Source organism: Clostridium sp. AM58-1XD, assembly GCF_003464085.1.
In the GTDB taxonomy this organism is placed as follows: domain Bacteria; phylum Bacillota; class Clostridia; order Lachnospirales; family Lachnospiraceae; genus Lachnoclostridium_A.
The window spans coordinates 44,118-68,607 of the sequence record NZ_QSDR01000010.1 but is presented as its reverse complement, the minus strand read 5'-3'; the positions used below and the strand labels follow the sequence as shown (position 1 = coordinate 68,607).

Annotated in this window: 16 protein-coding genes and 2 pseudogenes; 14 read left to right on the top strand and 4 right to left on the bottom strand. The window is 47.8% G+C overall.

Annotation, left to right across the window (positions count from 1 at the left end):
* Nucleotides 1-24: 24 nt before the first annotated feature.
* Nucleotides 25-624, bottom strand: coding sequence for a DJ-1/PfpI family protein (locus DXA13_RS07980; RefSeq protein WP_118243201.1), 600 nt, complete (start codon nucleotides 622-624; stop codon nucleotides 25-27).
* A gap of 268 nt (nucleotides 625-892) precedes the next feature.
* Here DXA13_RS07980 and DXA13_RS07975 point away from each other — a divergent pair, with 268 nt between their 5' ends.
* Nucleotides 893-1,708 (top strand): ATP-dependent Clp protease proteolytic subunit, encoded by an 816-nt coding sequence (locus tag DXA13_RS07975; RefSeq protein WP_118243199.1) that lies wholly within the window; start codon nucleotides 893-895, stop codon nucleotides 1,706-1,708.
* Between the two features lie 396 nt (nucleotides 1,709-2,104).
* On the opposite strand, the gene DXA13_RS07970 is transcribed toward DXA13_RS07975, so the two are convergent.
* Nucleotides 2,105-2,425: a helix-turn-helix transcriptional regulator gene (locus DXA13_RS07970; protein WP_118243197.1), complete on the bottom strand. Its 321-nt coding sequence runs from the start codon at nucleotides 2,423-2,425 to the stop codon at nucleotides 2,105-2,107.
* A 232-nt stretch (nucleotides 2,426-2,657) separates the two neighbouring features.
* On the opposite strand from DXA13_RS07970, the gene DXA13_RS07965 reads away from it, so the two are divergent.
* Both DXA13_RS07965 and DXA13_RS07960 read left to right on the top strand, forming a co-directional pair.
* Nucleotides 2,658-6,617, top strand: coding sequence for a PAS domain-containing protein (locus DXA13_RS07965; protein WP_118243195.1), 3,960 nt, complete (start codon nucleotides 2,658-2,660; stop codon nucleotides 6,615-6,617).
* A complete protein-coding gene (locus tag DXA13_RS07960) occupies nucleotides 6,506-8,326 on the top strand; it encodes a bifunctional diguanylate cyclase/phosphodiesterase (RefSeq protein WP_181995569.1) in 1,821 nt (606 codons plus the stop codon). Before DXA13_RS07965 ends, DXA13_RS07960 begins: the two co-directional genes overlap by 112 nt.
* A 202-nt stretch (nucleotides 8,327-8,528) precedes the next feature.
* On the opposite strand, the gene DXA13_RS07955 is transcribed toward DXA13_RS07960, so the two are convergent.
* Both DXA13_RS07955 and DXA13_RS07950 read right to left on the bottom strand, forming a co-directional pair.
* Nucleotides 8,529-8,801, bottom strand: coding sequence for a hypothetical protein (locus DXA13_RS07955; RefSeq protein ID WP_118243190.1), 273 nt, complete (start codon nucleotides 8,799-8,801; stop codon nucleotides 8,529-8,531).
* Between the two features lie 89 nt (nucleotides 8,802-8,890).
* A complete protein-coding gene (locus DXA13_RS07950) occupies nucleotides 8,891-9,490 on the bottom strand; it encodes a hypothetical protein (protein WP_118243188.1) in 600 nt (199 codons plus the stop codon).
* Nucleotides 9,491-9,706: 216 nt separating this feature from the next.
* Between DXA13_RS07950 and DXA13_RS07945 the strand changes: the two genes are divergently transcribed.
* From DXA13_RS07945 to rlmN, 11 genes and pseudogenes are all read left to right on the top strand, one after another.
* The gene (locus DXA13_RS07945) at nucleotides 9,707-12,646 is read left to right on the top strand and encodes a DNA translocase FtsK (RefSeq protein WP_118243186.1); all 2,940 of its coding nucleotides are present in this window, start codon (nucleotides 9,707-9,709) and stop codon (nucleotides 12,644-12,646) included.
* A gap of 71 nt (nucleotides 12,647-12,717) precedes the next feature.
* A complete protein-coding gene (locus tag DXA13_RS07940; protein ID WP_118243184.1) occupies nucleotides 12,718-14,388 on the top strand; it encodes a formate--tetrahydrofolate ligase in 1,671 nt (556 codons plus the stop codon).
* Between the two features lie 176 nt (nucleotides 14,389-14,564).
* Nucleotides 14,565-16,025, top strand: a complete 1,461-nt coding sequence (locus DXA13_RS07935) for a UDP-N-acetylmuramoyl-L-alanyl-D-glutamate--2,6-diaminopimelate ligase (protein WP_118243181.1) — start codon at nucleotides 14,565-14,567, stop codon at nucleotides 16,023-16,025.
* A gap of 22 nt (nucleotides 16,026-16,047) precedes the next feature.
* Nucleotides 16,048-17,487: a UDP-N-acetylmuramoyl-tripeptide--D-alanyl-D-alanine ligase gene (gene murF, locus DXA13_RS07930; RefSeq protein ID WP_118243179.1), complete on the top strand. Its 1,440-nt coding sequence runs from the start codon at nucleotides 16,048-16,050 to the stop codon at nucleotides 17,485-17,487.
* A complete protein-coding gene (priA, locus tag DXA13_RS07925) occupies nucleotides 17,488-19,728 on the top strand; it encodes a primosomal protein N' (protein WP_118243176.1) in 2,241 nt (746 codons plus the stop codon).
* A 104-nt stretch (nucleotides 19,729-19,832) separates the two neighbouring features.
* Nucleotides 19,833-20,313: pseudogene (def, locus tag DXA13_RS07920) on the top strand (peptide deformylase).
* A 1-nt stretch (nucleotide 20,314) separates the two neighbouring features.
* Nucleotides 20,315-21,255: pseudogene (gene fmt / locus DXA13_RS07915) on the top strand (methionyl-tRNA formyltransferase).
* Nucleotides 21,256-21,993 carry a zinc metallopeptidase gene (locus DXA13_RS07910; RefSeq protein WP_243009022.1) on the top strand — a complete coding sequence of 246 codons (738 nt, stop codon included), beginning with the start codon at nucleotides 21,256-21,258 and terminating at the stop codon, nucleotides 21,991-21,993. It begins immediately after the preceding pseudogene.
* A 15-nt stretch (nucleotides 21,994-22,008) separates the two neighbouring features.
* The gene (locus DXA13_RS22945; protein ID WP_347559766.1) at nucleotides 22,009-22,920 is read left to right on the top strand and encodes a transcription antitermination factor NusB; all 912 of its coding nucleotides are present in this window, start codon (nucleotides 22,009-22,011) and stop codon (nucleotides 22,918-22,920) included.
* A complete protein-coding gene (locus tag DXA13_RS22940) occupies nucleotides 22,890-23,426 on the top strand; it encodes a hypothetical protein (RefSeq protein WP_347559765.1) in 537 nt (178 codons plus the stop codon). The genes DXA13_RS22945 and DXA13_RS22940 overlap by 31 nt, the downstream gene beginning before the upstream one ends.
* 1 nt (nucleotide 23,427) lies before the next feature.
* Nucleotides 23,428-24,486, top strand: a complete 1,059-nt coding sequence (gene rlmN, locus DXA13_RS07900) for a 23S rRNA (adenine(2503)-C(2))-methyltransferase RlmN (protein ID WP_118243174.1) — start codon at nucleotides 23,428-23,430, stop codon at nucleotides 24,484-24,486.
* Nucleotides 24,487-24,490: the final 4 nt, after the last annotated feature.

The window sequence follows — 24,490 nt, the reverse complement described above, 5'->3', positions numbered from 1 at the left end:
GATGCTGTTCATATAACAAAGCACTTACACTCCCGGCATGGGCGCCTCATAAAAACCGTATTTGTGGAAATTATACCATTCCATAATATTGATTTCAGGTGCAGCCTCCAGTGCGGTCAGCACCTCCCGGGCAAATTCCAGCGGAGCAGTACCGTTGGCTGTGACGATATTGCCGTCCCTGACAGCCGGCTGCATGACGTAGTGTTCTTCCCCGGTATATGCTTCTTTTGCCCATTGCTTTAAGTCGTTCAGATCGTTGGCCGTGTGGCGGATATGATTTAAGACGCCCATGGTACCAAGAAATCCGGAAGCATCGCAGATGCCGGCCAGAACCTTTTTTCTGTCCAGAGCGGCTTGGACGAGCGGTTCTACCTGCCGCGCCTCCTCTTTTCTCCAGGACATTCCGCCTACGAGAATTAAACCTTCAAAATCTTTCGGAGCTGACTGGATATCATAATCAGGAAGAACGGTAAAGCCTCCGATGGACCGGACGCTGTCCGTCGTAAGGGAAACGGTTTTGGCAGAAAAACGGTCTTGCCCAAGGGCGGCCAGCAGTGCGGATAAATAGGCGGCTTCCCAATCGGCGTATTGATCCAGAATTAGAAATAACACGGTTTTTTTCATAATTGACCTCTTTTCCATATTTTAGATATTCGAATTTAAAAGTTCGGTGGAATTTAGCGCCCGGATTTCTGCGGTGAACACAGAAACCGGTATGCGCAGATATAAAGACCACGTTGTGGTCATTATATCATATTCTCCGGCCCTAAAGTGAGAATCTTTTCGCCATACTTCGCTATAAAGGAATAAATCGCGGCGATTCTTCACATCCTATCCTATGAGATTGGGATCAAAAAGTTTTTTGATCTTGTTAATAAAGGAGCGCAGAGCCATGGGAAATAAAAAGAATCACGGAAATGATAAAAATGATAGAAGCGATAAAAACGACAGAATCTGTGACAAAAACGATAAAAACGACAGGGATGACGGCAGAACAGCAGACAACCTGGACGAGCAGAAGAAGCAGGGAGAAGTGGACGAGAAGAAGGACGCCAAGCTGGAAGAATATGGACAGGCAGTACTGGATTCCAACCGCGCCAGAAAGAAAATATACCTTCTCTCGATTATCGGTGAAGTCGAAGGCCATGAAAATCTGCCCAGCAACAGCAAGGCGACGAAATACGACCATGTGCTGCCGAAACTGGCGGAACTGGAAGATGACCACGAAATTGAAGGACTTCTGATTCTGCTGAATACCTCAGGCGGCGACGTGGATGCCGGCCTTGCTATTGCCGAAATGATTGCTTCCTTAAGTATGCCTACGGTTTCACTCGTGCTTGGCGGCAGCCATTCCATCGGCGTTCCGCTTGCGGTCTGTACAGATTACTCCTTTATTGTGCCTACAGGAACGATGATGATTCATCCGGTCCGTATGAGCGGAATGGTGATCGGAGCAGAACAGACATATGAGTACTTCGATATGATTCAGGATAGAATTTTGAGTTTTGTATCGGATCACTCCACAATTCCTTATGATAAGCTGAAACAGCTCATGCACAATACGGAAATGCTGACCAGGGATCTGGGGACCGTTCTCGTAGGAGAAGAAACGGTAAAAGAGGGATTGATCAATGAGGTCGGAGGTATTAAAGAAGCGCTTCAGAAGCTGTATGGCCTGATTGATGAACAGGGGACGCCGCAAAAGTAATTTTAGCGATGCCTCAGATACCGACACCATATATCGTTCCAGTACGGCGGCCGGGAAAACTGGAACCTCTATTTTGTAGCTGCTTGATAAGGACTCTTAGCCAGTCTGAGCAGGTTCTTCGGAACCTGCTTTTTAGTTACATCGGATAGTTCTCCGAACTATCCGATGTAACTAAAAAGCCCTCCGGGCAGGGTCATCCTGCGAAGGTAAGGAATGATGCCGATGAAGCGACCCACTGCAGGCGGAGAATCCCGCGAGCGGGATTTTTTCTTATTTTGCGTTACAAAAAAGGAGGTACTGCAAAACTGGCTTATTCTAGTTTTACAGCATCCCCTTCCCGAATGAGGTCGATGGTCTGCAGCCTGATATCAGGAGTCCTGGAGACCCTGATTTTTATTATTTTTGGATCCAGTTGATAAACAACTCTATTTTTTTCAGATCTTCTTCGTCAAATACCAAAAGTTTTTTCCATATGGCTGTGCGCGGGCTTTCGTCGTCCGCCCCCGTAAAAAATTCTTCCGGTGTCATATCGAAATAGGTGATTATATTAAAAAGCTCTCTTAGAGACGGTAAAGTGGAGCCGTTGGTGATACCACGTATATAAGAACCGCTCTTACCTAAACTCAGACTCATGCGATGCTCGGAAACATTTTTTAGTAATCTGAGCTCCGTAATTCTGTTTCTGAGAAAGTTTTCATAATTTTCAATTTCATCCATTGTGTCTATCCTCCCAAGTTAATATTGTATCTACAAAAATCAAAAAGAATTGGTAGTAACACTATGAATTTTTGTTTATTATTAAAATAAATGGTGGTATAATTATTAATTATTGTATTAATTGATTTTTCTACTATGAATAAATAGATATGTGAACAGTATTGCCAGAGAACGCCCTGTTTATTTACGGCGGACACATAGAATTATTGGATGGAACAGAGGAGGGAGTTGCTTGAAAAAAGTAGAGATAGAAAATGGGGAAAGAAAATTCCAGGGGGGATATTTTGACTGTATATACGATGAATATTTCACGCTTCTGCGTGCGGATAATGTCTGTGATTTCCTGGGGTATACCAGAGATGAGATGGAAGAGATATTTCACAACCATCTGATCGAATGCATTTATCAAGATGATCGTCAGATGATTAAAAAGGAGATTGCTTTACAGCTGGCGAAAGGAAATGTGTTCATGTATGAAAATCGTCTGAATACGAAGGGAGGAGAGATCCGCTGGGTATGGATCAGCGCGGAACTCAGGGAGAACCGGGATTGCGGACCATATTTTCATTGTATTTTCCACGATATCACGGATGTTAAAAAAGAACGGCAGCAGCTTGCAATCAGCGAACAGAGATATGAAATTGTGCTTTCACAGATGCAGGATATTATTTTTGAGCTGGACTGCAAAACATTTGATATCTATTATTCACCTAATTTTGAAAAGAAATTCGGATATCAGATTCCGGTAAAAGGATTCCCGGATTCAATGTTTAGCACGGATATTATTTATGAGGACGATAAAGCGGTGCTCCGGCAGAAGTTTCAGGGCCTGTTGCAGGGAAGTGAGCGGATGCAGCAGGAATACCGAATTAAACACAAAGACGGATATTATCTGTGGATGGATGTCCATGCCACAGTAATGCGCAGCCCAGAAGGCGAATTGTTGAAAATACTGGGAATTATATCGGACATCCATCAGAGAAAGACTGAGATATTGGAGACGAGGAAGATTGCCAACCTGGACCCGCTCACCGGACTGTTAAACCGGCGGGAAAGTGTGAAACGCATCAATCAATACATAGAACATAACGAGGCGCTGGCTGCACTGATTATCATTGATGTGGATGACTTTAAGCGGTTAAACGATACCATGGGTCATCTCTATGGGGACTCCGTGTTGTCGGATATTGCAGAAGGCCTGCTCACAATCTTCCGCCATGGAGATATTATTGCACGGTTTGGGGGAGATGAGTTCCTGGTTTTCATGCCGCATCTCAGGGAAAAGAACAATGTTACCCAAAAACTGGAGGACATTTTAAACATGATGAAACATTCCTCCAGAATGGAACGAACGTTCAGCTGCAGCATAGGGGCCTGCTTTTATCCGGATCACGGAGACCAGTTTTCCACCCTTTTTTCCAAGGCGGATGCGGCGATGTACCACGCCAAAAGGCAGGGAAAGGGGATGTACTGTTTCTACAACGAAGGGGAATTGCCTACCAGGTTCCTGTCTGTCAGCCACCGGCCCCTCCTTTCCATGCAGAAGAGCTTTCATGACCATATTATTGAATACATGTTTCGAATCTTTCTGGAAAACCCGGATACCCATAGGGCGATTCCTATTTTACTGGATTATATAGGGCGGGTGTTGCATTCGAACCGTATCTACATCTGCCAAAAAACAGGCGGAGAGGATTTCAGAAACATCTATCGCTGGTGCAGCGCTGAAACGCTTCCAAAAGAAGAGTCCTTAAACCGTCTGTATTCCCTGAACTGGGAAATTACACCGGAAATCTCAGGCACGGCGATTCCGGATGCCGGAAAGGTAGAGGATCCGGAGATTCGCGGATGGCTGGAGGAGCGGAATGTCAAAGCTATATTCCTATGCTGGCTGGGGGACAAAGATCAGGTAATGAACCTCATAGGCTATGAAGACTGTCATAATACCCGTCAGGATGTGGAAGAGGAACGATATACACTTTTTATGGCCAGCGAAATTCTGAACTTGTTCCTGGTGAAGCAGTACAATTCTGCCATTCTTCAAAAACAGAATAACGAAAGAATATCGTTTCTGATGGACAGCATTCCCGGCGGGATGCTGGGGGTATATCTGAGGGATGGATTTCCACTGTATTTTATTAATCCACGGATGCTGGGATATCTGGGCTTTGAAACCCAGGAAGAATACGATCACTTTATAGAGGGCAATGCGGCAAATGGGATATACAAGGAGGATCGGAAACAGGTGACTGCCCATATTCTTAAAAGCCTGAAGGCAGGCGGGGAATATGAAACGGAGTATCGAATGATTAAAAAGGACGGAGAGCTGATATGGGTCAGTGACAAGGGGAAGAAAATCCAGACCTCAGATGGGAAGGAGGCGGTACTTTCCCTGCGAATCGATATCAGTGAACAGAAGGAATATGAAAATCAGCTGACTATCTACAGGAACGCGTCCAACGGCGGAGCATTTGTCATCAGCATGGACGGCAATTATCCACTGCTCTATGCGAATGATATCTTCTACCATGTGTTTGAGACGAGCCGCGAGCATGTGGCGGCCATGGACGATAAGGTGGTTTCCTTTATCCATCCGGATGACCGCTTGCTGGCGAGAAGGCTTCTGGAGGAAGCCAGGGCGGATCATAAGGACTATTTCCAGTGGGCACTCCGGATCATTACCGGGAAAGGGCGGCTGAAATGGATATTGGTAAACGCTTCGCTGGAAAAAAGTGAGGACGGCTTGGTGATGGACGGCTTCGTCATCGATGTCACGGAGAAGCATCGGCTGGAGGATGAGATTGCCCACAAAGAGCTGGTATACAGAACGGCGCTCAAAGAGACACATATCAATGTTTGGGAATATGATGTGAAAAACCATACGCTGATTTTGACGGAAAGTGCAGAGGAACACCATTCCTTTAAAGGAACTTTGGAAGGGGTGCCGGAGTCGCTTCTGGATAAGGGATGTGTGCATCCTTCCAGCCGTCAGGATCTGATTGAGATGTATCAGAAACTGGACAGGGGGGAGCCTCACATTCAGGCGGATATTTTGACCCGCACTTGTGATCTGTCCGGATGGTGGTGGGAGCGAATCAACTATACAAGTCTCTATGACAAAAACGGCGCTCCGGCCTATGCTGTGGCTGTGGGAGAGGATATTACGAATCAGAAGAAAGCGGAAATGCTCTACCAGCAGGATATGCAGTTGCGCATGATGATGAATGCAGGAATGATTATCTGTTTTCGCTGCAATCTGGACCAAAACCGGGTAGAATATATTGACGGGCCGGACACAGATCAGTACGGAGACGATCTGACTTATGATGACCTGCTGCGGCTGCACAATCTATATGTGGCAAACAAGGAGGACAGGGTGCGGTTTTTGAATGCCATGAGTAAAGAAGCGCTCTACAGCGCATTTCAGAATGGGATGACCATGATCAGCTGTGAATACCGCAGGAGAGATAGGAACGGCAGGCTCTTCTGGGTCAGTGCTTCCGCGCGTCTGATGCGCAATGCCCAGGATGGCAGCCTCTACGTATATGGGACGCTTCAGGATATTGATGAGCGGAAGAATATTGAGCTGGCCCTGAAGAACCGGGCGGAGCGGGACATGCTGACAGGTGTCTACAATAAAGAAACGGCAATCCTCATGATTGAAGAGACGGTTCATAAAGAACAGAAACGGAAAAGTAACTATGCCATGATGGTATTCAACGTAGATAATTTTACCGGTATCGTCCATGATGACGGATACGCTGCGGCGGACAACATCCTGAAGGAAATGGGAAATCTACTGAATACCTGTTCCTCCAGTTTAAAGATTGTAGGGCGGTTTTATGGCGATGAATTTGTGGTGCTTCTGTATGACAGCCCTTCGGCGGAAGAAGTAATGCAATACGCGGAAAATGTGCGGAAGGATATCAACCAGCCTATATGTTCCCACAGGTCAGAATCCCGGTCACTGTTTCCGTCGGAATTGTTTTTGGAAACGGGGAGCCTCTGGCATTTAATAGTCTGTATCAGAAGGCGAGAACCGCGCTGTTTGCAGCCAAGGCCGACGGAAGAAACTGCTGCATGGTCTACAGCCAGGATATGGACAAACAGGCGCTGCTGGACAAAACATCATTTTCCGGCCCCATGCACCTGGCTTCGATCCAGGAGAATCCAGTGGAGAATATTCTGTTAAAGTGCCTGTTTTTCCTGACCGGTTCTGCGGATTTCCGCAAATCCATGGAGAATACGTTGAAAGAGATCGGCCGATATTACGGCGCGGACCGCGCATACGTGGTGGAGCTGGAGCGGGAGACCGCAGACCTGCTGGAACTATATGAATGGAAGAAGGAGGAGGAACGCTCCATCCGAACCCTTGACAGTACCTTTCTATGTCCCCGAAGCCTGTCTTTGCCTGCGGGAGAACAAATGAGAAAGCTGCGCTATATTGAGAATCTGGATACATTCGAGGAACATGATCCGCAACTTTGCCGATATCTGAGAAGTATTGGTGTCTTCTCCTTCTTCACATCCAGCCTGGTGGAAGACGGTACGCTGGTAGGATACATTAGGATAGACAATCCCAGGCAGAATACAGGCAATATCTCCGCTATAGACGGGCTTCTCTATTTTCTGACCAATGAACTGATCAAACGCAGATTACAGAAGCGCCAGGAATATTTAAGCTACCACGATGAAATGACCGGCATGCTGAACAGGAACAGCTATAAGGACTACGCTGAGTCACTGAAGGAGGAGGGGCTGATTTCACTGGGGGTGATCTCCCTGGACATTAACGGACTGAAGGAAATTAACCGGAACCATGGAAATTCCTACGGTGATGATATTGTCCGGTATATTGCCCGAATTCTAAAGGAAGAGCTGTCCATGTTTAAAATATACCGTTTTACGGGAGATGAGTTCCTGGCTCTCTGTGAAAATATTGCTTATGATACTTTTCTGTCCAGAGCGCATAAAGCCAGTGACAGACTAAAAGATATCTGCAGCATTTCTATGGGGACCGCCTGGAGCGATACGGATATCAGCCTCAATTCTCTGAGCATAAGCGCAGATGAGCGTCGCCTGATTGCAAAGCAGAATTATTACGAGGAAAAACAGTATGGCCATAAGCGCAAAAATGCTAAGATCCTGAAAGGCCTTTTAAAAGCATTGTCCCAGAGACGGTTCCTCGTTTATATGCAGCCGAAGATTGACAGCAGGGACGGAAGTCTCTACGGTGCGGAGGCGCTGGTGCGCTATCAGGATGACACTGCAGGCCTGGTTGCTCCTGGGAAATTCATACAATATCTGGAGAATGCCGGTTTGATCCACCATATTGATCTCTTTGTGTTCGAGGAAGTGTGCCGCGTCCAGGCGGAATGGAGGCAGCGGGGATTGCCGCGGATTCCCGTTTCGCTGAATTTTTCCAGATCCACCCTGCTGGAGGAAAATCTGATCGCCCAGATGGACGGGATAGCCGGAAAATATGAAGCGGACAAGTCACTGATCGAAATCGAGATTACGGAAAGTCTGGGAGAAGTGGAACGCAATACCATCGCGGCTATCGGCAGCCAGATCCGGCAGGCCGGCTGCCGCCTGTCCCTGGATGACTTCGGTTCCAAGTACAGCAACCTGTCGTTTCTGTCCGCCCTTCATTTTAATACACTGAAACTGGACAAAGGACTGGCGAACAACCTGATCAGCAATGAGAATGCGCGGATTATCGTAAAAAACATTCTGAATCTCTGCAGAGAGCTGGAAATTACAGTAGTTGCCGAGGGGGTAGAGGTGTATGAGCAGCTGGAAGTACTGAAACGTTTGGAATGCTGGTATATCCAGGGATATTATTATAATAAACCGCTGCCGGTGAAGGAATTTGAAGCGATTTATATGAAAAAGGAATAGAAGCAGATTGACAGCTGCGCGTAGTCGAATCTATGAATGGAATGGACGAAAAAAGGCTGGTAAAAGGAGCGTTTTCACACCGCTTTTACCAGCCTTTTTAAGTTCAATGCCGCATTAATAAGGGGGATTCCTCTGTCATATCTCGCTGTTTTCCCGTCATAGGAAAAGACTTCATACCCCATGGCAATGGTCCTGCTACCGGTTACTGGTAAGAAATTAATCTATTCAATACCGTCTGAGCCTCTGTGTAATTCCTCTGCTCTACATGGAACACAAAGTCATCTACATCTTTTTTGAATTTTAATTCCTGTTCCCGCCTGAATTGTTTTCCCTTAGCCGTAATATAGTACGTGACAGTTACATATTCATCATAGATTTCGCCGACCTCGTCGCCCCATCCCCGATAATCCCTGTGTTCTTCTTCTGTTCTATCGACAAAATCTTTGGAAATAGCACTTAAATTCTGATACTGCACATCACTTATTTTTTCATTGCTATCATCATATAATATCTTATCGCCTTTTATATAATGTCTGCATTTTTTTGTACAGGACGTACATTTCTCTAAATCACATTTATATTGACTGTAACAATGAGGCACGTCTTATCCCAATCCATATGATGATACTCCCAACAGGTATAAATACACTTACAGCTTTCTCGCTTTCCTACCCAAAAACTACCCCCATATTTATTCCGGTTATCGTCCTGGACTTTCTCTTTGTAGAAATAGAATTTATTCTCCCAATCGTTTGCATTATTTTTTTCCTCTAAAATATGGTAAAGCATAAATATAAGTGCGCAGATTTTGAAACAGGGATTATAAATTTTGATCTTATCTTTCACCACATCCTCGGTCGTAGTGAAGAAAATTAGCGATTTATATGTTCTTGTCTTTGTAAGGAGCGGCTGCAGCACTTCAAAAGAATCATACAGATGGTGAATCGCAGCAAAGAACTCCTGTTCCGGATGATTGCTCTTTTGGCTGGCCTTCATGGATTCTTCGGCAGCTTTTAAATGACTTCTTGCAATGTCGAAATAAACATCATATATTTGATCATAAATTTGATTAACCAGCATTTCCATGTTATAAGCATCAATTACCTTACCGCCTATACTAATTGTACCCTGGGCAGCTTTTATCGTATATTTGAGATAATCCATATGGTACCCCCTTTCTCTTTCAACATAGAAACAATATATCCTTCATATAGATTATAGCATATCCGACAATACTTCTCAAACACCTTGAATGAGGTGATTGCAATTCTGCGAAATATTTTGTATACTGATTTGGATGGAAAACAGTTCCTGTGACAGAAGCAGTTCTGTCGAAAGCTGATTATTTCCATTTCCAAAAAGTAGGAGGCTTGAATTACATTGGCAGAAACGAAAAAACGAAAAACGACGACATCCACAAGAGCGAAGACGAATACAGGAAAGAGGGGCCGCCCTCCAAAGAGGAAGGAACCGGAACAGCCGGAATTTCTGCAATCCGAGGTGGCGATTATCATTTCCTTTGCACTGGCTGTGCTTTTATTTTTAAGCAACTTTCATCTGTGCGGAGTATTCGGAGATTTCCTGAGGAGTGTTCAGCTGGGGATCTTCGGATCCGTTGGCTTCATTGCCCCGCTGCTGTTATTTGTGGGGACATGTTTTTACATAGCAAACAGAGAAAATCCAAGAGCGATGATGAAAATGGGGGCAGTAATCTGCGCCATTCTTGTGTTGTGCGCTTTTGCACAGCTTATTTTCGGCATTCCGCTGGAAGAGGGCGGGAAGATTACAGCGTGCTATCAGGCCTCCTCCAAATCTGGAGCAGGAGGCGGAATAGTCGGCGGAGCAATTGCCGCCGGGCTGACAGGCCTTTTAGGAACGGTTGGATCTTATCTGGTACTGGCGGTTCTTTTTGCCATCTGTACCGTACTGATAACAGAAAAGTCACTCGTGTCTTTCGTGAAAAGCGGAGGCAGCAAAGCTTGTCAGTATGCGAAAGAAGATTTCGACAGGAGAAAAGAAATCCATGCGGAGCGTCAGGAAGAGAGGCGCAGGATCAGAGAAGAAAACAGAGTGCGCGGAGTCAATCTGGATGCCACTGCGCTGGATGCAGGGGGATATCCGGACGGCGATTATGAATACGACGATGATTATAATGACGATTATGATGAGGCGCTGGATTTGGAACCTGGCGATGAGCTTGGCAGTTTAAATGATCGCCTGGAAGGAAAAAAAGAAGTACAGAGAAGTTCGTTCCGCCGTTCCTCCAGAGAAGAATTTAAGCGTGCGCCTGCATCTGGAAACCTCGCGGCTCATGGTGACGGCACATCAGGGGGAACCCGGACCGACCAGGCGGATGTATTTACTGGAAAGATTACACCGCCGGCTGAATTTGATGAAGATACAGTTCCGTTTGATGCGGACGAGCTGGAAGAAGTGAGAACGGCGGTCAGCAAAACGGAAGAGCCGGTGAAGCACGATGAAGACCAGGCGGCGGATCGGCCGAAAGAAGAACGCCGGGACGATCCGGAAACATATGAAGAAGAGGAAGCACCCTGGGAGATTCAGCCGGAGGAGGTTCATGTCACCATGGCCCATCCTGATTTCGACGATATGATATCTCCGGACGAACTTTTGTCTATCCGTTCCATACCGGCAGAGCCGCCGGAAAAGGGCCTGAATGAAACGAAGGAATTTACGGCTGAAGAAGGAACAAGACGAGTTGTGACGGCAGGCGGCAAGATAATTGAGACGGATACGGAGATGCTCCGCAAGAAGGTAGAAAAGAAACGGGAAACAGCTGCCGAGGAAGACCGGGAAAGCGTGGAACATCAGATTGCAGATAAAGTAAAGGAAATCGAAAAAAAGGAGTATATATTCCCAACGCTGGATCTGCTGAAAAAAGGAAGTAGAAACAGCGCATTTTCAGACCGGGAGTACAAGGAAACGGCGATTAAGCTTCAGCAGACCCTTAAGAATTTCGGCGTAGGCGTCACCGTGACAAATATCAGCTGCGGCCCGTCCGTAACGCGGTATGAGCTCCATCCTGAGCAAGGCGTAAAGGTGAGCAAAATTGTAGGTCTGACCGACGATATCAAGCTGAGCCTGGCTGCTGCGGATATCCGGATTGAAGCGCCGATTCCGGGCAAGGCTGCCGTGGGCATTGAAGTGCCCAATAAAGAAAACAGCATCGTGCTCCTCAGAGACCTGCTGGAGTCGGACAACTTTAAGAAGCATCCGTCCCGTCTGGCCTTTGCAGTGGGAAAAGACATCGGCGGCCAGGTAGTGGTTACAGACATTGCAAAAATGCCTCATCTGCTGATTGCCGGTGCGACAGGATCCGGTAAGTCCGTGTGCATCAATACACTGATTATGAGCATTATTTTCAAGTCTAAACCGGAAGATGTGAAGCTGATTATGATTGATCCCAAGGTAGTGGAATTAAGCGTTTATAACGGGATTCCGCACCTTCTCATACCGGTCGTTACTGATCCGAAGAAGGCTTCCGGCGCCTTAAACTGGGCGGTGGCGGAGATGACGGACCGCTATAAGAAATTTGCGGATTACAATGTCCGGGATTTGAAGGGCTATAATGATAAGATTAAAAACATCGAAGATATCGATGATGAAAACAAGCCGAAGAAACTTCCTCAGATTATCATTATTATAGACGAGCTTGCCGACCTCATGATGGTTGCTCCCGGTGAAGTGGAAGATTCCATCTGCCGTCTGGCCCAGCTGGCACGTGCGGCCGGAATTCATCTCGTAATTGCAACTCAGAGGCCGTCCGTCAACGTCATTACGGGACTGATTAAGGCCAATGTGCCGTCCCGAATCGCATTTGCCGTTTCTTCCGGCGTGGATTCCAGAACCATTATCGATATGAACGGAGCCGAAAAGCTTCTTGGAAAGGGCGATATGCTGTTCTATCCGTCCGGTTATCCCAAGCCTCAGCGTGTACAGGGGGCATTCGTATCAGATTCCGAGGTTCAGAACGTAGTCGATTTCCTGAAGGATCAGGGAATGACTGCAGAGTACAGCAGTGAAGTGGAGAGCAGTATAGCCGCCCCTGGCGTTCCCGGACCGGAGAAAGCTGGAAACAGAGATGAATATTTCGTTCAGGCGGGAAAATTTATTATTGAAAAAGAAAAGGCATCCATCGGCATGCTTCAGAGAATGTACAAAATCGGCTTTAATCGTGCTGCCCGTATTATGGACCAGCTGGCAGAAGCCGGCGTTGTCGGTGAAGAAGAGGGCACGAAACCGAGAAAGGTGCTGATGACGATGGAAGAATTTGACGAAATGATTCAGAATGGTTTATAATGACCGTAGGTCAAACGTAACTGCTCAGGCCGTCCTGGACAGTTATAAATAAATTCAAGGAGGCCAGACAAATGAAGACAGATATTGAAATTGCTCAGGAAGCAAAGATGCTGCCGATTAGGGATGTAGCAGCAGCTTATGGTATTACCGAGGACGATCTGGAGCTTTATGGAAAATACAAAGCTAAGGTCACGGAGGAACTGTGGAACAAGATTAAAGACAGAAAGGACGGCAAGCTCGTTCTTGTAACGGCAATTAATCCGACTCCGGCAGGAGAGGGAAAGACCACAACGAGTGTCGGACTGGGACAGGCCTTTGCAAAGCTGAACAAAAAGGCGATTATCGCTCTCAGGGAGCCGTCACTCGGACCATGCTTCGGCATCAAAGGCGGAGCGGCCGGCGGAGGATATGCACAGGTTGTTCCTATGGAAGACTTAAACCTCCATTTCACGGGAGATTTCCATGCGATAACATCTGCGAACAACCTTCTGGCGGCTCTTCTGGACAATCACATCCAGCAGGGAAATGTGCTGGGGATCGATCCAAGGCAGATTCTTTGGAAACGCTGTCTGGATATGAACGACAGGGCTTTGAGAAACGTGGTTGTAGGCCTTGGAGCCAAGGCTGACGGAATGGTGAGAGAGGATCATTTCGTAATCACTGTGGCTTCTGAAATCATGGCAATTCTTTGTCTGGCAGATGACATGAAAGATTTGAAAGAGCGCCTTGGCAGGATTATCGTAGCTTATAATTTTGCAGGGGAACCTGTTACGGCAAAAGACCTGAATGCGGTCGGCGCAATGGCGGCTCTCTTAAAGGACGCGATCAAGCCGAATCTGATTCAGACGCTGGAACATACTGGAGCGCTCGTTCACGGCGGACCGTTCGCAAATATCGCTCATGGCTGCAACAGTGTACGCGCGACGAGAATGGCGCTTAAGCTGGCGGATATCACCGTTACGGAAGCCGGTTTCGGCGCAGACCTGGGAGCAGAGAAATTTCTGGACATCAAGTGCAGAATGGCCGGCTTAAAACCGGACGCAGTCGTGCTCGTTGCTACGGTCAGAGCGCTGAAATACAACGGCGGCGTTCCTAAAACAGAGCTTCAGAATGAAAATCTGGAGGCCCTTCGAAAGGGAATCGTAAACCTTGAAAAGCATATTGAAAACATTCAGAAATACGGGGTTCCTGTCGTAGTGACCCTGAATTCCTTTATCACCGACACGGAGGCAGAATACGCTTTTATCAAGAAATTCTGCGAGGACAGAGGCTGTGAGTTCGCTTTGTCTGAAGTATGGGCAAAAGGCGGAGAGGGCGGAGTTGCCCTGGCAGAAAAGGTGCTTCATACCCTCGAGACGAAGGAGAGCAAATTTAAACCGATTTATCCGGATGAGATGAGCCTGAAAGACAAAATCAATACAGTAGCTGTTGAGATTTATGGAGCAGACGGCGTAACCTATACGCCTGCTGCAGAACGTGCGTTAAAGAAAGTGACGGATATGGGATTTGGAAACCTTCCGGTCTGTATGGCAAAGACGCAGTATTCCCTGTCTGACGACCAGGCAAAGCTGGGACGTCCGACAGGATTTGATATCAACGTCCGCGATGTTTATGTATCGGCCGGAGCCGGTTTTGTGGTCGTTCTGACAGGAGCAATTATGACTATGCCAGGACTTCCAAAAGCTCCTGCTGCATATAATATTGATGTCAATGAAGACGGAGTAATTACCGGATTATTTTAGGTATGGCCGCGGAGGCGCCCATGCTCCGGGGCAAGAGTCCGGTATGGCCGGACTCTTTGTCCGTAATAATATAAGCAAGATTCCAGTTGGGAGCCGGTTGAAATGCTCCTGACTGGTTTTTTGACTTAAGGGAAACGTGATCAGGAAACGGCGTCCTGTGTTGAATGGAGGAAAGAATGAAATTTAGCGATTGGCTTAATGAACTTACATACGAAATGATCCAGGGAGATCTGGAACAGGAGGTGACGGATGTTATCTATGATTCCAGAAAGGCTGGTCCTGGATGTGTGTTCGTCTGTATGAAGGGAACAAAAACAGATTCTCATACTTTTATACCGGATGTGGCGGCCGCAGGGACGAAGGTGCTCGTGGTAGAGGAAGATGTACCGGTTCCGGAGGGAATCACTGCAATTCGGGTAGAGAATTCCAGAAACGCCCTTGCTCTTCTTTCAGCAGCGCGTTTTGGATACCCGTTGAAGAAGATGGTGTCCGTCGGTGTAACGGGTACGAAGGGAAAGACGACGACGACCCACATGATGAAGGCCGTACTTGAAGCCGCGGGGAAAAAAGTGGGTATGATCGGTACGACGGGAGCGGTGATCGGAGAAGAGGTGTTCCCTACCAGGAATACAACGCCGGAGTCATACGAGCTTCAGGAGTATTTTTATAAAATGGCAGAGGCCGGCTGTGATTATGTGATTATGGAGGTATCCTCTCAGGGGATCAAGATGCACAGGACGGATGGAATCGTCTTTGACTACGGTGTGTTTACCAACATTTCCCCGGATCACATCGGGCCGGATGAACACGCTGATTTTAATGAGTACCTGTACTACAAATCACGAATATTCCACATGTGCAGGAAGGGAATTTACAATAAGGACGACGAACATGCCGCCGACATCATCAGAGAAGCCGCATGTCCCCTGTGGTCCTTCGGGGTGGAAGCTGAGGCAGACTTTGCCGCCTCTGATGTCCGCCACGTAGCGGAGCCTGGTTTTGTAGGAATGGAATTCGATGTAAAGATAAAAGAAAAGGCGCTGGATGTGAAACTGGGAATGCCGGGTATGTTTAATGTGCACAATGCTCTGGCTGCCGTCGCCATGGCAGCGCTTATGGAGGTCGGTGATGAGGCGGTCAAATCAGCGCTTCAGACCGTTACGGTCAACGGCCGTATGGAGACGGTTTACAGTTCTGCGTTATGTACGGTGATCGTTGATTACGCCCATAATGCGGTCAGCATGGAAAGTCTGCTGACGACGCTCCGTGCCTATCATCCGAAACGCCTCGTCTGCGTCTTTGGCTGCGGCGGAAACCGCGCTAAGGATAGGAGATATTCCATGGGCGAGATCGGCGGACGGATGGCGGATTTGTGCATTATTACGGCAGATAATTCCAGATTCGAGAAGACTGAGGATATCATTGCGGATATCAGGAGTGCACTGGAACCTACAGGAGGATCATTTATCGAAATTCCCGACAGGAGAGAGGCGATTGAGTACAGCATTTTCCATGCAGAGCCGGGAGATATGATCGCGATTATTGGGAAAGGCCATGAGGACTATCAGGAAATGAACGGCGTGAGAACTCATTTCCTCGACCGGGAAGTAATTGAAGAAACAGTAAAAAAATTATAACGATTTTGAGGTGACGGATGCCATGGAACAGATAAGAGTGAAAGACATATTGAAAGCGACAGGGGGAAAACTCCTTTTCGGGGAAGAAGAAACGCTTCTGTCCCGCATTAAGCTGGATTCCAGGCAGGTGGAGGAAGGCGATCTGTTCGTTCCCATCATCGGTGAAAAGGTAGACGCCCACCGCTTTTTAGAACAGGTGATTCGAAGCGGAGCAGGTGCTGTTTTTACAAGTGAACATACAGGAGAAGAGGCCGAAAAGGCCATGGTAAAGCTGAATGGGGAAGGCAGCTGTAAAACGGCATGGATCGGCGTTCCCGATACACGGGAAGCACTTCAGGCAGTCGGTTCTTACTGCAGGGCGCGTCTTTCCATTCCGGTCATAGGAATTACGGGAAGCGTTGGAAAAACAACGACGCGGGAAATGGTTGCGGCGGCGCTTTCGGCGGGATTTCAGGTCTTTAAGACTCCTGGAAATTCCAACAGCCAGGTAGGTGTGCCGATTACGATGTCGGAGATCTGCTCTTCAGATGAAGCTGCGGTAATTGAGCTTGGAATGAGCGAGCCTGGAGAGCTGACGAAAATTGCCAGGATTGCAAGGCCGACGATGGCTCTGATCACAAACATCGGGATCACTCATATTGAACAGCTCGGTTCCAGAGAAAATATATACAGAGAAAAGCTGACCATACAGGACGGGCTGGAGGCAGGCGGGATTCTCCTCCTGAACGGAGATGATGATTTACTGAAGGTGACGAAGGCGCGTGACGGCTATAGAACCATATATTACGGAACAGGAAAAAACTGTGATTACCGCGCTGAGAATATCAACGAAGAGGGCGGCTGTCCTTCTTTTCTGGCTGTTTATAAGGATAAAAAAGTGCCAGTACAGCTGCAGGTCCTTGGAAGCCATAACGTGCTGAACGCTATGGCTGCGATCGCTGCAGCCTGCGAAGCCGGGCTTTCAATGGAGGCGGCGGCAGAGAGCGTGGGCTGTTTTACCGGTTTTAAAAACCGTCAGCAGATATACAGAAATCATGGAATTACAGTGATAGACGATACGTATAATGCAAGCCCGGTATCCATGAAAGCCGGAATCAACGTACTGTGTGCTCTGAAAGAGGGACGGCGTAAGATCGCTGTTCTGGCTGATATGAAAGAACTGGGAGAAGATACAGTGCAGTTTCATAGAGAAGTAGGCGCTTATTTGGCAGAACAGCCGGTCGATGTGCTGATTACATATGGAGAGCTGGCAGGGGAGATTGCGGAAGGTGCGGCAATGGAGGCAGGCGAAAACGGACGCCTCGTCATCCGCCGTTTCTCCGAAAATGAAAGAGAAACTATGACGGCCTTTTTGGAAGGCTTTTTGACAGCGGGAGACTGCGTACTCTTGAAAGGCTCGAACTCCATGAAATTGGGGACGATTGCTGCTCAGTTTGCAGGAAAGAAGAATCAGGTGATTTAAATGACAGGAGAATTTGCCAATGTCATTATCGATATATCTCATGAAAAAGTAGACCGTCCCTTTCAGTACAGAATTCCGGATTCATTAAGAGGACAGATTCAGTCGGGGACCAGGGTATCCATACCGTTTGGCGCAGGAAATCATCTCCGCACCGGGTATGTGGTCGAGGTGACGGACAGGGCAGAATATGACAGGAATAAAATAAAAGAGATTGAGGGAATCGTATCGGGAAGCGTAACAGCAGAATCACAGCTGATTGAGCTGGCATGGTGGATGAAGGAACGGTACGGTTCTACTATGAACCAGGCGCTGAAAACCGTTCTGCCGGTAAAACAGAAAACAAAAGCAGCGGAGAAGAAAACGATCCGCTGCCTTTTAAGTTATACAGATTTGGAAAAAGAGAAGCAGGAGGCGGAGAGGAAGCATTACAGGGCCAGAACACGTCTTCTGGAAGCTTTCAAAGATATGGATGAGATTCCATATGACCTGGCCTTGCGCCAGATGAGTCTTTCTCCGGCCACGTTGAAACCGCTGGAAGACCGGGGAATCATTGAAATCGTACGGGAAACCGTTTACCGCAATCCGGTAGAGGACTGGGGCAGGCAGAAAGTCCGCACAGAGCTGAATGGACAGCAGCAGGCGGCAGTCCATACATTTCTGGACGATTACAGGAAGGGGATCAGGGGGACGTATCTGCTTCATGGAATCACAGGAAGCGGAAAAACAGAAGTATATATGGCCATGATGGAAGAAATTCTGGATCAGGGAAAAGAGGTTATTGTGCTGATCCCCGAAATCGCCCTTACGTATCAGACCGTCATGCGGTTTTACCGCAGGTTTGGAAACCGGGTCTCGATCATCAATTCCAGGCTGTCGGCGGGAGAACGGTACGATCAGTTTGAACGGGCAAAAAACGGTGAGATCAGCATTATGATCGGCCCCAGATCAGCATTGTTTACGCCTTTCCGCAGCCTGGGGCTCATCGTGATCGACGAAGAACAGGAAGGGGCATACAAGAGCGAGATTTCCCCCAGATATCATGCAAGGGAAACGGCGGTAAAGAGGGCGGCCATGAATAAAGCAAGCGTTGTTCTGGGGTCGGCCACCCCTTCCGTGGAAGCATATCAAAAAGCATTGTCAGGGGAATATAAGCTTTTGACGCTTACAGAGCGTGCGAAGGAAGAAAGCCGCCTGGCGGAGGTCGAGGTGGTCGATCTGCGGGAAGAACTGAGGGAAGGGAACAGGTCAATTTTCAGCCGCCGGCTTCAGACGTTGATGGAGGACAGGCTGGCAAAAGGGGAGCAGGCTATGCTGTTTATCAACCGGCGGGGATACTCCAGCTTTGTTTCCTGCAGATCTTGCGGAGAGGCGGTCAAATGCCCTCACTGCGACGTTTCCATGACGTTTCACTCCGGAAGGGGAAAGGGAAGTCTGGTCTGCCATTACTGCGGCTACCGGGTTTCCATGCCTGATAAGTGCCCTTCCTGCGGTTCTCCTTATATCGCAGGATTTGGAACCGGCACCCAGAAGCTGGAAGAGATGACAAGGAAAATGTTTCCTGCCGCCCGCGTGCTGAGAATGGATATGGATACCACCTCGAAAAAGGGCGGTCATGAAGAAATACTCACTTCTTTTGCGGCCGGAGAGGCGGATATTCTGATCGGCACCCAGATGATCGTAAAAGGTCACGATTTTCCAAATGTTACGCTGGTTGGAGTCATGGCCGCCGACCTGTCCCTTTATATGCCGGACTACAGGGCGTGTGAAAGGACGTTTCAGCTGCTTACTCAGGCGGCAGGAAGAGCAGGCCGGGGAAGGGAAGCGGGCCGTGTGGTTATACAGACCTATCAGCCGGAACATTACAGCATTACAGCTGCTGCCGTTCAGGATTACGAGACATTCTACAGGCAGGAGGAGGCATACAGGAGGCTTTTGAAATATCCTCCGTTTACAGGCCTTTTCACGGTATTCATGGCTTCTTCTTCAGAACGTACCCTGAACCAGGGAATGGATTCTGCTGTAAAGGCTGTGGAGAAATGGGCGGCGGACACAGGGGAAACGCCTGAAATTACAGGGCCGGCAGAGGCTCCTGTATACAAAGTTAATGATATATACAGAAAAATTTTATATATTAAGCATGAAAATTATGATATACTAATAAAAATCAGAAATTATCTGGATGAGCATGGAAAGGGAACGTCATGGGAACCATATGTTCAGGTCCAGTATGATATTTCATGAGGGTGATTCAGGTAAGAACCAGAAGGCTTATAAGAAACTGCGCTGGATTTTACATGGAGCCCGGCAGTGAGAAAGACAGGGAAAGGATTGAAGGTAAGACAATTATGGCTATCAGACAGATCAGAACAATCGGAGATGAAATTTTAACAAAAAAATGCAAAGAAGTGAAAGAAATAACGCCCCGTATTACGGAGCTGATCAATGACATGTTCGAAACGATGTATGAACAGAACGGAGTCGGACTTGCCGCTTCACAGGTCGGGATCCTGCGCCGTGTCGTGACGATTGATGTGGAGGACGGCAATCAGTACGTACTTATCAATCCGGAGATTGTTGAAACGAGCGGAAGCCAGACCGGTCATGAAGCTGTCTGAGCGTGCCGGGCAAATCCGGCATCGTGACGAGGCCGAATTACGTAAAGGTAAAGGCGTTTGACGAGCAGATGCAGCCATATGAGCTGGAGGGCGAAGGACTTCTGGCAAGAGCCATATGCACGAGTGTGCCCATCTGGAAGGACAGCTCTATGTGGAACTCGTTGAGGGCGAATTAGAGGATGTGGATCCAGCAGGAGAGGATGAAGAATAGTATGCGTATTGTATTTATGGGAACACCGGATTTCAGCGTACCGGCACTTGTAAGGCTGACGGAAGCAGGTCACGAGGTGGCCGCCGTCGTAACTCAGCCGGATAAGCCGAAAGGAAGAGGGAAGGCCGTCCTGATGACGCCGGTGAAAGAAAAGGCCATAGAACTTGGAATTCCAGTCTATCAGCCGGAAAAGGTCAGGGCTTTGGAATTTTTGGAGATTTTAAAAGAAATCAAACCGGATGTGATTGTGGTAGTGGCTTTTGGCCAGATTCTGCCGAAATCGGTTCTGGAGATTCCGAAATATGGATGCATCAATATACATGCTTCTCTGCTGCCGAAATACCGCGGCGCAGCTCCGATTCAGTGGGTAATCATCGACGGAGAGAAAGAGACGGGAATTACTACCATGTATATGAACGAGGGACTGGATACCGGTGATATGCTGGAACGTACCGTAGTTCCCATCGATGATCAGGAGACGGGTGGAAGCTTCATGATAAGCTGTCTGCCATTGGGGGAGAACTGATTCTTTCTACGCTGGAAAAGCTGGAAAAGGGTGAACTTAAGGGCACACCTCAATCCGATGAGGGAACGTGCTATGCGAAAATGCTGAAAAAATCATTGGGCGACATCGACTGGTCGATGGATGCGCCCGCTATTGAGCGCCTGATCCGCGGTCTGAATCCGTGGCCCAGCGCATATACATGCCTTGGCGGAAAAACGATGAAAATCTGGTCGGCAGATGTAATGGATAAAGAATACGGTGTTCCGGCAGGCACAATTGCAGAGGCAACGGGAACAGCGCTCATCGTACAGACGGGCAGGGGTTCTCTGTCGATCAGGGAACTTCAGCTGGAAGGAAAGAAACGGATGGATATTATGTCCTTTCTCAGGGGATACTCAGTAGAAAAGGGCACTGTACTTGAAAGGAGATCGTCATAAATGAGTTTTACTGCGGCAATGGGATACTATGGGGGATATGGAATGGGGTATGGATTTTATTTTGATCCGACGATGATTCTGGTTCTGATCGGGGCAGTACTGTCCTTTTGGGCATCTTCCAGGGTGAATACGACATTTGCAAAGTATTCCAGAATGAGAAGCATGACCGGAATGACAGGGGCCCAGGCGGCAGAAAGACTGCTTCATTCACAGGGGATTTACGATGTGACCGTCCGCTCCGTCAGAGGCAAACTGACTGATCACTATGATCCCAGGTCAAAGACCGTCAATCTGTCAGAAGATGTATACAGTTCCTCATCCGTTGCGGCTATTGGTGTTGCAGCTCATGAGTGCGGTCATGCCATGCAGGACAATCAGGGGTATTCCCCTCTGCGCATAAGGTCGGCTTTCGTACCGGTAGCCAGTCTGGGCAGCCGGCTTTCATGGCCTCTGATTTTAATCGGGCTGCTTGTCAGCATTCCTTTCCTGCTGGAACTCGGAATCTGGATGTTTGTTCTGGCGGTACTGTTTCAGCTCATTACACTGCCGGTGGAATTCAATGCATCCCGTCGCGCCGTTGCCCTTCTGGATTCACAGGGGATTTTGAGAGGGGAAGAAGTGGACGGGACGAGAAAAGTTCTGGGGGCGGCGGCTCTGACATACGTAGCAGCGGCGGCGGCAAGTATTCTTCAGCTGCTGAGGCTTGTCATTCTGTTCGGAAACCGAAACAGGGATTAGGAAGGCTTAATAATAATGGAAAATAGAACGGCAGTAAAGAATAGAGCGGCTGTAAATAGGTACGGGAAGCCTGCAGGAAAGTCGGCAAGAGACATGAAGACGGAAAACGAGAGAGAGATCGCACTAGATATCCTGATGGAGATTCTCGAAAAGGGAGCGTTCAGCCATGTAGTTTTGAACCAGGCTTTGAATAAATATCAGTATATGACAAAGCAGGAAAGGTCCTTTATAACGAGGACGGTAGAAGGAACGCTGGAAAACAGGATACAGATCGATTATGTCCTGGATTCCTGTTCCAAGACAAAGGTGAATAAAATGAAGCCGCTGATACGAACGCTTCTGCGGATGTCCGTATATCAGATTCTGTATATGGACAGGGTGCCGGATTCGGCTGTCTGCAACGAGGCGGTTAAACTGGCGGTTAAAAGAAAATTTGCTGGCCTGAAAGGCTTTGTAAACGGTGTTTTACGTACGGTAGCGAGAGAGAAGGGAACATTCGTATGGCCTGACCTTTCCGTGCGGTACTCCATGCCGCAATGGATTCTGGACATGTGGACGGCAGAATATGGTCCGAAACGGACAGAGAGCATCGTCAAATCCTTCTTTGAAGAAAAATCGACGACGGTCCGTTGCAACTTAAATAAGGCATCCAGAGAGGAAATCCTTATGTCTCTGCACAGTCAGGATGTTGTGACGGAGTGCCCGGAAGGTTATGATAATCTGATCTATCTCAAGAAATACGATTATCTGGAGAGTCTGGAGGCTTTTGAAAAAGGGCTGATTCAGGTCCAGGATATGAGTTCTTCCCTGGTAGGCCTGGCGGCTTCACCAAAAAAAGGGGATTATATCATTGACGTTTGCGGGGCACCGGGAGGCAAGAGCCTCCATCTGCCGATATGCTGGCAGGCACGGGAACCGTGGATGTAAGGGATATCTCTGATCAGAAGGTTGCGATGATTGAAGAGAATATCGAGCGGGCAGGCTTTAAAAATGTGAAAACAAAAGTATGGGATGCCCTAGAACGTGACGAGAATTCCATCGGTAAGGCAGATATCGTGATCGCTGATCTGCCGTGCTCCGGACTTGGGATTATCGGCAGAAAACCGGAGATCAAATACCATGCTTCTCTGGAAGGAATCAGGGAACTGGCCGGGCTCCAGCGGCAGATGCTTTCCGTGGTTCAGGAATATGTAAAACCAGGCGGGCTTCTGGTATATTCAACCTGTACGGTCAATACCATGGAAAACGAAGAGAATGCCAGATGGTTTGCAGAGAGTTATCCTTTTGATCCGGTGGATCTGACCGGAAGGCTGGGAGCCGCTGTGGAGGAAGAGACGGCCAAAGATGGATTTGTACAGCTGCTTCCCGACAAAAATCTCTGCGACGGTTTTTTCATTTCCCTGTTCCGGAAAAAAGAAAGTCAGGATACATAAAATGATGAGTGGAAACGAAAAGAAAGATATTAAATCATTTACCATAGAGGAACTGAAACGCGAGGTGGAAGAAGCTCTCCACGACAAGCCTTTCCGCGGAACACAGATCTATCAGTGGATGCATGAAAAACTGGCGGATGATTTTGACGAGATGACAAATCTTTCCAAAGGACTCAGGGAAAAGCTAAAGGAGAATTATTTTATCACCGCACTGAAAAAGGTGGAGGTAAAGGTATCAGCCATAGACGGGACGAGAAAATACCTGTTCCGCCTTTCTGACGGCAATGTAATTGAAAGCGTATGGATGAAATATAAACATGGCAACTCTGTCTGCATATCCTCTCAGGTAGGATGCAGGATGGGGTGCCGTTTTTGTGCTTCTACCCTGGATGGTCTGGAACGAAATCTTCTCCCATCTGAGATGCTGGACCAGATTTACCAGATACAGAAGGACACGGGAGAAAGAGTCTCGAATGTGGTGGTGATGGGATCCGGTGAGCCAATGGATAATTATGATCATCTGATCCGTTTTATCCGCCTGCTGACATCGGAAGGCGGTCTGAATATCAGCCAGAGAAACATTACAGTATCAACCTGCGGAATCGTTCCCGGAATCCGCCGTCTGGCGGAAGAGGGCCTGGCAATAACCCTGGCTTTATCCCTGCATGCTCCGAATGATGAAGTGAGAAAAACGCTCATGCCTGTCGCTAACAGCTATCCGTTGTCAAAGGTCATGGAAGCGTGCAGCGAATATTTTGAAAAGACGGGCCGGAGGCTGACTTTTGAGTACAGCCTGGTGAAAGGGGTCAATGACAATCTGAATGAGGCGAAGGCGCTTGTTAAGCTGATCCGGCATCAGAACGGCCATGTAAACCTGATTCCGGTCAATCCGATCAAAGAGAGGGACTACGTGCAGTCCGGTAGAGAAGCGATTGAGGAATTTAAAAATTACCTTGAAAAAAACGGGATAAATGTTACCATTAGAAGGGAAATGGGCCGTGACATCAATGGTGCCTGCGGCCAGCTAAGAAAAAGTTATATTGAGAAAAAGGAGGGGTGAGGAA

What these genes read in the sequence shown, in the direction of transcription:
- DXA13_RS07980 (WP_118243201.1), bottom strand. Translation starts at nt 624, where the DNA reads ATGAAAAAAACCGTGTTATTTCTAATTCTGGATCAATACGCCGATTGG.
- DXA13_RS07975 (WP_118243199.1), top strand. Translation starts at nt 893, where the DNA reads ATGGGAAATAAAAAGAATCACGGAAATGATAAAAATGATAGAAGCGAT.
- DXA13_RS07970 (WP_118243197.1), bottom strand. Translation starts at nt 2,425, where the DNA reads ATGGATGAAATTGAAAATTATGAAAACTTTCTCAGAAACAGAATTACG.
- DXA13_RS07960 (WP_181995569.1), top strand. Translation starts at nt 6,506, where the DNA reads ATGGTCTACAGCCAGGATATGGACAAACAGGCGCTGCTGGACAAAACA.
- DXA13_RS07950 (WP_118243188.1), bottom strand. Translation starts at nt 9,490, where the DNA reads ATGGATTATCTCAAATATACGATAAAAGCTGCCCAGGGTACAATTAGT.
- DXA13_RS07940 (WP_118243184.1), top strand. Translation starts at nt 12,718, where the DNA reads ATGAAGACAGATATTGAAATTGCTCAGGAAGCAAAGATGCTGCCGATT.
- DXA13_RS07935 (WP_118243181.1), top strand. Translation starts at nt 14,565, where the DNA reads ATGAAATTTAGCGATTGGCTTAATGAACTTACATACGAAATGATCCAG.
- murF (WP_118243179.1), top strand. Translation starts at nt 16,048, where the DNA reads ATGGAACAGATAAGAGTGAAAGACATATTGAAAGCGACAGGGGGAAAA.
- priA (WP_118243176.1), top strand. Translation starts at nt 17,488, where the DNA reads ATGACAGGAGAATTTGCCAATGTCATTATCGATATATCTCATGAAAAA.
- DXA13_RS07910 (WP_243009022.1), top strand. Translation starts at nt 21,256, where the DNA reads ATGAGTTTTACTGCGGCAATGGGATACTATGGGGGATATGGAATGGGG.
- DXA13_RS22945 (WP_347559766.1), top strand. Translation starts at nt 22,009, where the DNA reads ATGGAAAATAGAACGGCAGTAAAGAATAGAGCGGCTGTAAATAGGTAC.
- DXA13_RS22940 (WP_347559765.1), top strand. Translation starts at nt 22,890, where the DNA reads ATGCTGGCAGGCACGGGAACCGTGGATGTAAGGGATATCTCTGATCAG.
- rlmN (WP_118243174.1), top strand. Translation starts at nt 23,428, where the DNA reads ATGATGAGTGGAAACGAAAAGAAAGATATTAAATCATTTACCATAGAG.